Raw genomic sequence first — 12695 nt, 5'->3', positions numbered from 1 at the left:
CCCTGGGGGGCGGCAAACCGCAAGGCTGACGCAGTACCATGACCGAAATACGCAATGTCGAACAGGAGCTCGGCCGCTTCCGCATCCGCGTAGCGGCGGCGGGCCTGTTTGCCGTGATCTGCTTCGGCCTGCTGTTCAGCCGTTTCCTGTGGCTGCAGTGGTACAAGCATGACCAGTACTCGGCCAAGGCCGAGGACAACCGCATCTCGGTGGCGCCGATCGAGCCCAACCGCGGCATCATCATGGACCGCAACGGCGTGGTGCTGGCGCGCAACTATTCCGCCTACACGCTGGAAATCACCCCGTCCAAGCTGTCCGACACGCTCGACAACACCATCGAGGAACTGGCCCAGCTGATCGACATCCAGCCGCGCGACCGCCGCCGCTTCAAGCGCCTGATGGAGGAGTCGCGCAGCTTCGAAAGCCTGCCGATCCGCAGCCAGCTCACCGACGAGGAAGTGGCGCGCTTCTCCGCCCAGCGCTTCCGCTTTCCCGGCGTGGACGTGCGCGCCCGGCTGTTCCGCCAGTACCCGATGGGCGAGTCCGCCTCGCACGTGATCGGCTACCTCGGCCGCATCTCGCAGCGCGACCAGGAACGCATCGAGGCCATGGACGAGGCCAACAGCGCCGAAGGCGCCAAATACGATCCGCGCAAGGACGCCGACAACTACAAGGGCTCCAACTACATCGGCAAGATCGGCATCGAGCAAAGCTACGAGACCGAGCTGCACGGCCTGACCGGCTTCGAGGAAGTGGAAGTGAGCGCGGGCGGACGCCCCATCCGCACGCTGTCCACCTCCCCCGCCACGCCCGGCAACAACCTGATCCTGTCGCTCGATATCCGCCTGCAGCAACTGGCCGAGGCGCTGTTTGGCGACAAGCGCGGCGCGCTGGTGGCGATCGAGCCGGCCACGGGCGACATCCTGGCCTTTGTCTCCAAGCCGACCTACGACCCCAACCTGTTCGTCGAAGGCATCGACACCAATACCTGGAACGAGCTCAACGGCTCGCCCGACAAGCCGCTCCTGAACCGCCCGCTGCGCGGCACCTACCCGCCCGGCTCCACCTACAAGCCGTTCATGGCGCTGGCGGCGCTCACCACCGGCAAGCGCACCGCGGCCTGGGGCTTCCACGATCCGGGCTCGTTCACGCTGGGCAACCATACCTTCCGCGACGACAAGCCTGGCGGCCACGGCTGGGTGGACATGAACGCCTCCATCGTGCAGTCGTGCGACACCTATTACTACATGCTGGCGCGCGACATGGGCGTCAACGGCATTCACGACTTCATGAAGCCGCTGGGCTTCGGCCAGATCACCGGCATCGACATCGAGGGCGAGAGCCGCGGCATCCTGCCCTCCACCGACTGGAAGCGCCGCGCCTACCGCAAGCCCGAGCAGCAGAAATGGTATGACGGCGAAACCATCTCGCTGGGGATCGGCCAGGGCTACAACAGCTTCACCATCCTGCAGCTGGCCAACGCCACCTCCATCCTGGTCAACAACGGCATCGCCATGAAGCCCCACCTGGTCAAAGCGGTGGAGGATTCGGTCAGCCGCGAGCGCGAGCTCACCGTGCCCAAGGAAAGCTACCGCCTGCCGCTCAAGCAGTCGGATATCGACGTGATCAAGCGCGCCATGGTCGGCGTGACGCACTCGGGCACCGCCGCCCGCGCGTTCGCCGGCGCCGCCTATGAGTCCGCAGGCAAGACCGGGACGGCGCAGACCTTCACCATGGGCAAGAACGAGAAGTACAACCATCACGCGCTGGACGAGCGCAAGCGCGACCACGCGCTCTATACCGCGTTCGCTCCCGCCGACAACCCGAAGATCGCGCTGGCGATGATCGTGGAAAACGCCGGCTTCGGCGGTGCCGTGGCCGCGCCGATCGCACGCAAGGTGATGGATTACTATTTGACGGGCAAGTGGCCGGAAGAACTGGCGAACATCGCCCCGCCCGCTTCCGAACGCGCCGGCGGCAAGCCGCCCGTGGATACGCCCAGCGTGTTTACCACCGGCCACACCGCCAGCATCGCCAGCGCCACCGTCATGGGCGCGAGCGAAGCCGCCGCCACCAGCGAAGGCGCCAGCGTGCCGGCGGCGCGGGTGGCAGCCCGCGCCGGCGCCTCCGCCGCGGCCGCCTCTGCCGTGGCGGCGCCGGTGATCGACCCCGCCGCCATCCCGCCCGCCTCGGCGGTGCAGACGCTGGACCAGCGCATGGCGCAGGCCCTCGGCCACAGCCGCCCGGCGCCGCCCACCGCTCCGGCCGCGTCGCCCGCCATGGCGCCCGCCAGTTCGAAACCCCGCGCCAAACCGGCAACCGCGCCCGCCGCGGCCGGCGGCAACGCTTCACGCTGAAGGAGACGCGCCATGGATCGCCGCCGCGTCCTATCGTTCATCAAGACGGCCCTGACCGGCTTTGACAAGCCACTCGCGCTTATCGTCTTCCTGCTGTTCGCCACCGGCATCGTGGCGCTCTACTCAGCCGCCATCGACATGCCCGGCCGGGTCGAAGACCAGTTGCGCAACATCCTGCTGTCCTACCTGGTGATGTGGGTCATCGCTTACCTGCCAACCCAGACGCTGATGCGGGTGGCGGTGCCGCTCTATACGGTCGGCGTGGCCCTGCTGGTGGCGGTGGCCATGTTCGGCCTTATCCGCAAGGGCGCGCGGCGCTGGCTCTACGTCGGCATGGTGATCCAGCCCTCCGAGATCATGAAGATCGCCATGCCGCTGATGCTGGCGTGGTACTTCCAGAAGCGGGAGGGCTCGGTCAGGTGGTTCGACTTTGTGCTGGCGCTGGTGCTGCTCGGCGTGCCCGTGGGCCTGATCGCCAAGCAGCCCGACCTCGGCACCGGCCTGCTGGTGATGGCCGCCGGCCTCTATGTGATCTATTTCGCCGGCCTGTCGTGGAAGATCATCCTGCCGCTGCTTGCCATCGCGGTGGTCGCCATCACGGCGCTGGTCAGCTTCGAGCACGATATCTGCGCCCCCGGCGTGACCTGGCCGATCCTGCACGACTACCAGCAACACCGCATCTGCACGCTGCTGGACCCCACCACCGACCCGCTCGGCAAGGGCTTCCACACCATCCAGTCCATCATTGCCATCGGCTCCGGCGGCCTGTTCGGCAAAGGCTGGCTAAAGGGCACGCAGACGCACCTCGAGTTCATCCCCGAGAAGCACACCGACTTCATCTTCGCCGTGTTCTCCGAAGAGTTCGGGCTGATCGGCAACGCCGTGCTGCTGGTGCTCTACCTGCTGCTGATCTTCCGCGGGCTGTACATCGCGGCCAACGCGCCGACGCTGTTCTCGCGGCTGCTGGCAGGCTCGATCACGCTGATCTTCTTCACCTATGCCTTTGTGAACATGGGCATGGTGAGCGGCATCCTGCCCGTGGTGGGCGTGCCGTTGCCGCTGTTGAGCTACGGGGGAACGGCGCTGGTGACGCTGGGCATGGGCATCGGGATCCTGATGAGCATCTCGCGGCAAAAGCGGCTGATACAAACATAGCCTCGCGTGCGATTTGGCTGCTGAAATGACACCTTGCTAAGGTATCCTCTCTCCTTTGGAACGTTTACCTCCAAGGGCTCAAATGCGGCGCGTCGTATTTAATCAGAAGGGCGGAGTCGGCAAGTCGACCATCGTCTGCAACCTGGCGGCCATCAGCGCCAGCGAAGGTCTGCGCACCCTGGTCATCGACCTCGATGCGCAAGGCAACTCCAGCCAGTACCTGCTCGGCGCGCACGCCGCCGAGGCCGCCCCGACGGTGGCCGACTTCTTCGAGACCGCGCTCACATACAGCTTCAAGCCGCTGGATGTCACCGCGTTCATCCACGCCACGCCGTTCGAAAACCTCGATGTGATGCCCGCCCATCCCGAGCTCGATACGCTGCACGGCAAGCTCGAATCCCGCTACAAGATCTACAAGCTGCGCGATGCGCTGATCGAGCTGGAACAAACGTACGACGCCATCTACATCGACACCCCGCCCGCGCTGAACTTCTACACCCGCTCCGCGCTGATTGCTGTCCAGCGCTGCCTGATCCCATTCGACTGCGACGACTTCTCCCGCCGCGCGCTCTACACGCTGCTGGACAACGTAAAAGAGATCCAGCACGACCACAACGCGGACCTGGAAGTCGAAGGGATCGTGATCAACCAGTTCCAGCCGCGCGCCACCTTGCCGCTGCAACTGGTGGAGGAACTGGTCAGCGAAGGGCTGCCGGTGTTGAATTCACGGCTGTCGTCGTCCGTGAAGATCCGGGAGTCGCATCAGCATGCGATGCCGATGATTCACCTGGATCCGAGGCATAAGCTGGCGCTGGAGTATCTGGCTCTGCATCAGGAGTTGGTGGGATAGGGGTAATTTTGAGCGGTGTTGGCTTTTGCACCCAAAAGCCAACACCGCTCAACGAAGCAGCGAAAGCCCCCCTCGCCCTATCTCCCTGTCGCCCGATCTCCCTGTCTCCTACCCCCCCTTCATCAGAAAATCCCGACTGACCCCACCCCCAAGCTCATGGATCCTGCGAAGAAAATCGCCAAGCCATCCATGAATCCCGACAGAAAAAATATCCTCGATCCGAGTGAATTTAAGCTCGGCATGCAGTTTCCCCGCCCGCCGCTCGGTCTCCACTGACTGCGCATTGCGCACCTGCGCCAGCAACGAAACCACCTCCCGCAAACTGGCCGCCAGCGACCGCGGCATATCCGGGTGCACGATCAGCAACTCGGCCACGCGCTCCGGCGTGACCACCGAGCGGTAGACCTTGCGATACATCTCCAGCCCCGACACGGAGCGCAATACCGCGGCCCACTGGTAGAAGTCGTCTTGCTGCAGGCCGAGGTCGGTGGCCTGGAACTTGACGTCGAGAATGCGCGCAGTGTTGTCGGCGCGCTCCAGGAAGGTGCCCAGCCGCATGAAGCAGTAGGCTTCGTCCTTGAGCATGGTGCCGGCTTCCACACCACGCGTTAAGTGGGAGCGGAACTTGACCCACTCGAAGAACTGCGCCGGATCGTGGCGCAGGATGCCGTCGGCAACCATCTGCTGGACATCGAGCCAGGTGGTGTTGATGGTCTCCCACAGCGGCGTGGTGAGTGCGCCGCGCACGGCGCGGGCGTTTTCGCGGGCAGCGCGCAGGCAGGACATGATCGACGCCGGGTGGCTCAGGTCGCGCACCATGAAATCGATCACTTCCTCGTGCACGACCGCGCCGTGGTGCGCGGCGAATACCGGCGTGAGTTCCGTCACGTCGAGCATCGCCAGCCAGCCTTGCTGCGCCACCTCGGGTGATTGCGGCAGCATCGAAGCCTGGTAGTTGACGTCGAGCATGCGGGCGGTGTTTTCCGCGCGCTCGGTGTAGCGGGCCATCCAGAACAGGTGGTCGGCGGTGCGGCTTAGCATGGTGATTCCCCCTTTTCTCGGCAAACCCAGGCTACTGACAAGCAATTGGCTTGCCAGCCGCTGACCGCGGCGCGGTGCCTACTCGACCGGCAGCACGCTGACCTCCACTTCCACATCGTGCGCGCCGCCGCCCACGATGACGCCGCGCAGCAGCGAGACATCGCTATAGTCGCGCCCGAACGCCAGCGTGACGTGGCTGGTGTCGGCCAGCACGTCGTTGGTGGGATCGAGGTCGACCCAGCCGGCCAGCGGGCAATACACCGACAGCCAGGCGTGCGAGGCATCGGCGCCGATCAGCCTGGGCTGGCCGGGTGGCGGCTCGGTGCACAGGTAGCCGCTGACGTAGCGCGCCGCGAGGCCGAGCGAGCGCAGGCAGCCGATCATGACCTGGGCGAAGTCCTGGCACACGCCGCTGCGCAGGCCGAAAGCTTGCAGCGCCGGGGTATCGACCTCGGTGGCGGTGGTCTGGTATTCGAAGTCGGCGTGCACGCGATGCATCAGGTCGATGGCGCCGGCCACCACCGGCACGCCGGGCGCGAAGCTGGCGAGCGCGTAGGCCTCGAGATCAGGATGCAGCGCCACGTTGGGCGAGGCGAAGCAGAACTCGCTTTGCGGCAGGAAAGGCTGCCCGGCGCGAAAGCGCAGCGCGGCGACGGCCGTCTCCCATGGCATGCTGGCGGCGGGGTCGAGCGACGCCCAGCGCGGCGTGAGGCTGACTGTGCTCTCGCAGGCGAGCTGCATGTAGTCGTGCGGCACGTCGATGGTGAAGTACAGCACGTGGTTGCCGAAGGCGTCGATGTCCGCATGCTGGTGCGACGGCGGCGGCTCGATCTGCGTGCTGTGCGCGTGCACCGCCTGCCACGGGCAGGTCACCGGAAACACCACGGCGCGCTGCTGGGCGTTCTCCACCGGCGCGGAGTAATCGTAGATGGTCTTGTGATGAATCGTCAGCACGCTGGCCGCGCGCTCTGGCGCGGGCGCGGCAACGCCTTGCGCCTGGCCCATCGTCACATTCATGGTCGCACTCATGGCAGCGCTCATGGTTGCGCCCCGACGCGGGTGCCGGCCATGCCGGCATGGCTGAAGTAGCGCGCACTGATTTCGTCTGAGAGCTGCACCATCATGTCAGTCAGTTGCTCGCATAGTCGCACCAGATTGGTGTATTTCCCGTCAGCGCCGCGCTGGCACAGTGTTTCCCAGTCGGGCAGCGTCTCCACGGTGGGCAGCCATTGCGGCAGCGGCACGCGCCCGGTGCCGGCCGGGCTGGCCGGCGGCGAGATCTGGCCGAGCTTGACGCGCAGCCGCGCCAGCAAGCCGTAGAGCCCGCGCGGGTTGGTGGGCTCGATCACCAGCTGGTCGACCAGCGCGGGCACATCGGAGCGGCCCGGGTACAGCGCGCGGAAGGTCAGCGTGCTGTCGAACAGGTGCAGCAGCAGATCGAAGCAGGTCCGGTGCAGCAGCGCGCCGTTGTGCGCAAACACCCGCAGGAACGTCGAGAGCGTGGCCACGCGCTCGATATGGCGGCCGATAAACAGCAGGCGCCAGGCTTCGTCGCGGATCATGCGGTCGCCCTGCGCGCCACTGATGGCGGCGAGCTGCATGGACAGGTGATCCAGTGCTGCCAGCACGCGCGGGCGGTCGTAGATGCCCGCGTCGCCGGCACTGCCGGGACTCCCCGCGCAGGCTGCCTCCATGGCGTCGCCGAAATCGTTGCGGGCGGCCAGGATGGTGCGCCAGTGATCGTTGGACAGCCGGTTGCGGATTTCGGTGGCGGCGTGTACGTGGCTGGCCAGGTTCTGGCCCACGCTGGTCCAGCCGGTGCTTTCCGCCAGCGCGGATACCAGGCTGCGCTCGAACACGCGCAGCGAGGCGCGCGGCTGCGGCGCGCCGGTCGGCAGCAGGCCGCAGGCGAGCACCAGTTCGCCGATCACGTCGAGCGCGCTGTCGTCGCGGTCGTCGCTGCTTTCGATCGAGCCCAGCACCAGGCGGCACAGGCGTACGTTGTTTTCCGCGCGCTCGGCATAGCGCCCGGCCCAGAACAGGTTCTCGGCGGCGCGGCTGGATACCGCCAGCGGCTTGGCCGCCCGCCCGCGCGCCGCGCCGGCCATGGGGAACTGCGACGGCGCGCCGCCCGGCTGCGCCGGCTGGCTCGACAGCACCCAGGTGTCGACGCTGGAGCCGCCGAGCTGCATCGATACCGCCGGCTGCCCCTCGCCCGCGAGCCGGGTGAAACCGCCGGGCATCACCTGCCAGCCGCCCTGCCCGTCGGCAATGGCATAGACCCGCAGCATGGCGGCGCGCGAGCCGATATGCGGCCCTTCCCAGCGTGGTGCGTGCGACAGCGGCAGGTCGGCCTGGATGGTAAACAGATCCGGCACCTGCTCGATGCGCTCGCGCCAGTCCGCCAGGCGCTGCAGCCCGCGCTCCATGCCCAGGCGCGGGCCTTCCCACGGCTGCGCCATGCCGCGCGGGTAGGTTGGCATCAGGAAGGCTTCGGTGAATTCCCCGAGCGCCTCCGCGCGCGCCGTGGCCTCGCCGCACCACCAGCTGGGCACGCCCGGCAGCAGCAGCTCCTCGCCCAGCAGCGCGCGGGAAATGGCCGGCAGGAAGCCGTGGATGGCCGGCGTCTCCAGGAAGCCCGAGCCGGGCGCGTTGGACACCAGCACATTGCCCGCGCGCATCGCCTGCAGCAGCCCGGGCACGCCGAGCGTGGAATCCTGGCGCAGCTCCACCGGGTCGCAATAGGCGTCGTCCAGGCGGCGCAGCACCACGTCGACGCGTTCCAGCCCGGCCAGCGTCTTCAGGTACACCACGTCGTTGCGCACCGTCAGGTCCTTGCCCTCGACCAGCGTGATGCCGAGGTAGCGGGCCAGGAAGGTGTGCTCGAAATAGGTTTCGTTATAGGGCCCCGGGGTGAGCAGCACGATGTGCTTGCTGACAGTGGCGGCGGCGTTGTCCTCGGACTCCGGCGCGGGTGGCTGCGCCGCGGGCTGCTGCGCCAGCGTGGCCACCAGTTGCGAGAACGCGGCGGGCAGGCGCCGCACGCGCAGCTCGCGAAAGGCATCGGCAAACAGGCTGGAGATGATGAGGCGGTTCTCCAGCGCGTAGCCCATGCCGGAAGGCGTGTCCGTGCGGTGGGCCATCACCGTCCAGCCGCCCTCCAAGGTATGCGCGAGGTCCACCGCGACGATATGCAGGAAGTTGCCGCCCGGCGGCTGGTAGCCCTTGAGCGGGCGCAGGTAGCCGGGATGGCCGAAGACCAGGCCGGCCGGCAGCAACCCCTTGGACAGCAATGCCTGCGGCCCGTAGATGTCGGCCACCATGGCGTTGGCCAGCTCGGCGCGCTGCGCCACGCCGCGCTCGATGCGCTGCCAGTCCTCCTCGCTCACCAGGAAGGGCAGCAGGTCCAGCGCCCAGGCGCGCGCGCCGGCCTTGTCCGTGTTGTCGGCGTAGACGTTGTAGGTCACGCCGTTGTCGCGGATCTGGCGCGCCATGGCGGCGGCCTGCTGGTCAAGGCCGTCGATGCCCTCCTCGCCCAGTATCTGGAAAAAGCGCGCCCAGGACTCGCGCAACCCGTCCCCGCATGCCCCCAGTTCATCAAGGTGCCCGGGCGGCACCGGCCGCGCGCGGTGCATCACCGCGTCGACGGCAGGGGCGGTTTCATCAAAAGGCAGGGACGGCTGAAGAGGCACGGGCGCGGCTTTGGGGGCGTGCCGGATCAGCGTTGTCGCAAATCCAGCGTGAACGGAAACTCGAGGCTGCGCCGGGGCGGTTCCACGCGCATCACGCCCGGCGTGTGGCCAAGCGTGAAGAAGCGTGTCAGGCGCCGGCTCTCGGCCTCGTACGCATTAACCGGGAAGGTCTCATAGCTACGCCCGCCCGGATGCGAAACATGATACTGGCATCCACCGATGCTGCGCCCCATCCATGTGTCGACAACGTCGAAAGTCAGCGGCGCGTGCGAGGCGATGGTGGGGTGCAGCGCAGACGGCGGCGCCCAGGCGCGGTAGCGCACCCCGGCCACGAACTCGCCAACGCGCCCGGTGGGCTGCAGCGGTACCGCGCGGCCATTGACGGTGACCACATGGCGGCTGTCGTTCATGCCCAGCACGCGCACCTCGATGCGCTCGAGCGACGAATCCACGTAGCGCACGGTGCCACCGGCACTGCCCTCCTCGCCCATCACATGCCAGGGTTCGAGCGCGGTGCGCAGCGTCAGCGACAGGCCGCCGGCCGCGAGCTCGCCCACGCGCGGGAAGCGGAACTCGAAGTGCGGCGCGAACCAGGCATTGTCGAACGCGAAGCCGGCTTCGCGCATCTCGGTGAGCACGTCCTCGAAATCCATCTGCACGAAGGTGCCGAGCAGGAAACGGTCGTGCAGCTCCGTGCCCCAGCGCGTGAGCCGCCCGCGATAGGGCTCGCGCCAGAAGCGGGCCACCAGCGCGCGCAGCAGCAACTGCTGCACCAGGCTCATGCGCGCATGCGGCGGCATCTCGAACGCGCGCAGCTCCAGCAGGCCGAGACGGCCGGTGGGGCCGTCGGGCGAGTAGAGCTTGTCGATGCAGAACTCGCTGCGGTGGGTGTTGCCGGTGACGTCGATCAGGATATTGCGCAGCGCACGGTCGACCAGCCACGGCGGCATGTGCGCGCCGACCCCGCCCTCGGCGCCACCGAGCCGGTCGAGCTGGTGCTGCAACTCGGCAAAGGCGATCTCGAGCTCGTAGAGCTGGTCGTTGCGCGCCTCATCCACGCGCGGCGCTTGGCTGGTCGGGCCGATGAACATGCCCGAGAACAGGTAGGACAGCGAGGGATGGTTGTGCCAGTACGCAATCAGGCTGGACAGCACATCGGGGCGCCGCAGGAAGGGGCTGTCGGCAGGCGTGGCGCCGCCCAGCACGAAGTGGTTGCCGCCGCCGGTGCCGGTATGGCGCCCGTCGAGCATGAACTTCTCGGTGCTGAGGTAGGTCTCGTGGGCGGCCTGGTAGAGGAATTCCGTATGGTCGACCAGTTCGTCCCAGTTGGCGGCCGGATGGATGTTGACCTCGATCACGCCGGGATCGGGCGTGACCTGCAGCAGTTTGAGGCGCACGTCGCGCGGCGGCGGGTAGCCTTCGAGCACGATCTTCACGCCCAGCCCGGCGGCGGTGGCTTCCACCGCCGCCAGCAGTTCCAGGTAGTCCTCCAGCACGGTCAGCGGCGGCATGAAGACGTAGAGCATGCCGCGCTTGTCGCCCGCGGCCGCTCTCTCGGCCTTGGGGCCGGCGGCACGGCTGGGATGGCGCACTTCCACGCACAGCGCCGTACGGGTGATCCAGCCCGCGGATTCGCCGCGCCCGGGCACGCGCGCCAGGTCCGCCGCCAGGGCGGCGGGCGCGGCCGTGCCGCCGATCGCACCCGACCCTGGCTTGGCCCCGGCACGCGCTGCCGCGGCCGAGCCGGGCGCGGGGCCGGACGCGGAATAAGCCGCGGTGCTGGCACGGAACTCCGCCGCCTGGCCGGGCTCGGCGCCTTGGCCGGCAAGCCCTGGCAACTGCGCGCGCAGCTGCGCCCCGGTGGGCAGCGGCGAACGCGCCGCGAACGGGTCCTGGTCGAACTGCCACGGGTAGTCGGCCTCGCTGACCCAGGGCAGGGCATCCAGCGGCAGGCGGTAGCCCATCGGCGAATCGCCAGGCAGCAGGTACATGCGGTCGTCGCGGAAGAACCATGGCCCGCTGATCCAGCGGTGGGCGGCCAGCGCCGGGCCATCTTCCAGGCCGGTGCGGCGCAGCGGCAGCACGTAGCCGGTGGGCCGCGCCAGGCCGCCATCGAACACGCGGCGCAGGCGCATGCGCTCCATCTCATCGTCGAGCCGCGCCTCCAGCGGGTCGACGTTGACCGGCAGGCGGCGCTCGCGCCAGAGGTAGTACCAGGTGTCCTCGTAGCCGGGCTGCACAAAGCCGGGGTTGAGCCCGAGGCGCTTGGCCAGGCTATCGAGGAAGCGGTGCGCGTCGGCTTCGGTATAGTCGGCCGGCTCGCGCTCATCGGCGAACAGCGACGGGTCCTGCCAGCAGGGCTGGCCGTCGGCGCGCCAGCAGATCGACAAGGCCCAGCGCGGCAGTTGCTCGCCCGGGTACCACTTGCCCTGGCCAAAGTGCAGGAAGCCACCCTTGCCATAGCGCGCGCGCAGTTTATGCACCAATTCGGTGGCATAAGCGCGCTTGGTGGTGCCGAGCGCATCGGTGTTCCATTCCGCGCCATCGCGATCCTTGACCGCGACAAAGGTCGGCTCGCCGCCCATGGTCAGGCGCACATCCTGCGCGTTGAGCTGGATATCGACCTCGGCGCCCACGGCCGCCACCGCCTGCCACTGCGCCTCGGTATAGGGCTTGGTCACGCGCGGCGATTCATAGATGCGGGTGATCGACATCTCGTGGTGGAAGGTCACCTCGCTCTTGTCGACCGCGCCGCTGACCGGCGCCGCGCTGCCCGGCTCGGGCGTGCATGCCACCGGGATATGGCCCTCGCCGGCCAGCAGGCCGGAGGTGGGGTCGAGCCCGATCCAGCCCGCGCCCGGCAGGTAGACCTCGCACCATGCGTGCAGGTCGGTGAAGTCCACGTCGGTGCCACTCGGGCCGTCGATGGATTTCACGTCGGGCGCCAGCTGCAGCAGGTAGCCGGACACGAAGCGCGCGGCCAGCCCCAGGTGGCGCAGCGTCTGCACCAGCAGCCAGCCGGAATCCCGGCACGAGCCGGCGCCCGTCGCAAGCGTCTGCTCCGGCGTCTGCACGCCGGGTTCCATGCGGATCAGGTAGCGGATGTCCTCTTGCAGGCGCTGGTTCAGGGCCACCAGGAAATCGCTCGTGGTCTGCTTGTCGCGCGGAATGCTCTGCACGAAGGCGGCAAAGCGCGGCGTCAGTTCGCCCTTGACCATATAGGGCGCCAGCTCGTAAGCCAGGCCGGGCTCATAGGTGAAGGGAAAATTCTCCGCGTAGGGCTCGAGGAAGAAGTCGAACGGGTTATAGACCGCCATCTCGACCACCAGGTCGACGGTGATCTTGAACTCGGTGGTCGGCTCGGGGATCACCAGCCGGGCGAGGTAGTTGGCGAACGGGTCCTGCTGCCAGTTCACGAAATGCTGCTCGGGTTCGATGCGCAGCGAATACGAAAGGATCGGCGTGCGGCAGTGCGGGGCAGGACGGAGCCTGACCACCTGCGGCGAAAGCTTCACGGGCCGGTCGTACCGGTAGTGGGTGACATGGTTCAGTGCGACGTGTGTTGCCACTAGTGCCTCCCATTGGCGCAGGTTTTGTGTG

The 12695-nt window shown here is 67.7% G+C and carries 7 protein-coding genes; 3 read left to right on the top strand and 4 right to left on the bottom strand.

Annotated elements, in window-relative coordinates:
• The first annotated feature begins 38 nt into the window (after positions 1–38).
• The 3 genes from mrdA to RR42_RS00555 all read left to right on the top strand — a co-directional run bounded on the left by mrdA (position 39) and on the right by RR42_RS00555 (position 4362).
• Positions 39–2357: a penicillin-binding protein 2 gene (gene mrdA / locus RR42_RS00565; protein ID WP_043342781.1), complete on the top strand. Its 2319-nt coding sequence runs from the start codon at positions 39–41 to the stop codon at positions 2355–2357.
• A gap of 12 nt (positions 2358–2369) precedes the next feature.
• Complete coding sequence (gene rodA / locus RR42_RS00560; RefSeq protein ID WP_043342778.1) at positions 2370–3512, top strand: rod shape-determining protein RodA; 1143 nt, start codon at positions 2370–2372, stop codon at positions 3510–3512.
• Positions 3513–3594: 82 nt separating this feature from the next.
• Positions 3595–4362, top strand: coding sequence for a ParA family protein (locus RR42_RS00555; protein ID WP_043342775.1), 768 nt, complete (start codon positions 3595–3597; stop codon positions 4360–4362).
• 108 nt (positions 4363–4470) lie between these two features.
• Here the strand turns inward: RR42_RS00555 and RR42_RS00550 are convergent, their stop codons facing one another.
• From RR42_RS00550 to RR42_RS00535, 4 genes are all read right to left on the bottom strand, one after another.
• Entirely contained in the window at positions 4471–5403 is a 933-nt protein-coding gene (locus RR42_RS00550; RefSeq protein ID WP_043342773.1) for an alpha-E domain-containing protein, read from the bottom strand.
• A gap of 78 nt (positions 5404–5481) precedes the next feature.
• A complete protein-coding gene (locus RR42_RS00545) occupies positions 5482–6432 on the bottom strand; it encodes a transglutaminase family protein (protein ID WP_236701951.1) in 951 nt (316 codons plus the stop codon).
• 8 nt (positions 6433–6440) lie between these two features.
• Positions 6441–9095: a circularly permuted type 2 ATP-grasp protein gene (locus RR42_RS00540; RefSeq protein ID WP_043342771.1), complete on the bottom strand. Its 2655-nt coding sequence runs from the start codon at positions 9093–9095 to the stop codon at positions 6441–6443.
• Between the two features lie 26 nt (positions 9096–9121).
• Positions 9122–12664: a DUF2126 domain-containing protein gene (locus RR42_RS00535; protein WP_043342769.1), complete on the bottom strand. Its 3543-nt coding sequence runs from the start codon at positions 12662–12664 to the stop codon at positions 9122–9124.
• Positions 12665–12695: the final 31 nt, after the last annotated feature.

This window comes from Cupriavidus basilensis (assembly GCF_000832305.1).
GTDB lineage: Bacteria > Pseudomonadota > Gammaproteobacteria > Burkholderiales > Burkholderiaceae > Cupriavidus > Cupriavidus basilensis_F.
The sequence above is the reverse complement of the archived record's forward strand: the minus strand, read 5'-3'. Positions and strand labels throughout refer to the sequence as shown.

Coding starts and splice junctions, on each gene's coding strand:
- mrdA (WP_043342781.1), top strand. CDS start 39: ATGACCGAAATACGCAATGTCGAACAGGAGCTCGGCCGCTTCCGCATC.
- rodA (WP_043342778.1), top strand. CDS start 2,370: ATGGATCGCCGCCGCGTCCTATCGTTCATCAAGACGGCCCTGACCGGC.
- RR42_RS00555 (WP_043342775.1), top strand. CDS start 3,595: ATGCGGCGCGTCGTATTTAATCAGAAGGGCGGAGTCGGCAAGTCGACC.
- RR42_RS00550 (WP_043342773.1), bottom strand. CDS start 5,403: ATGCTAAGCCGCACCGCCGACCACCTGTTCTGGATGGCCCGCTACACC.
- RR42_RS00545 (WP_236701951.1), bottom strand. CDS start 6,432: ATGAGTGCGACCATGAATGTGACGATGGGCCAGGCGCAAGGCGTTGCC.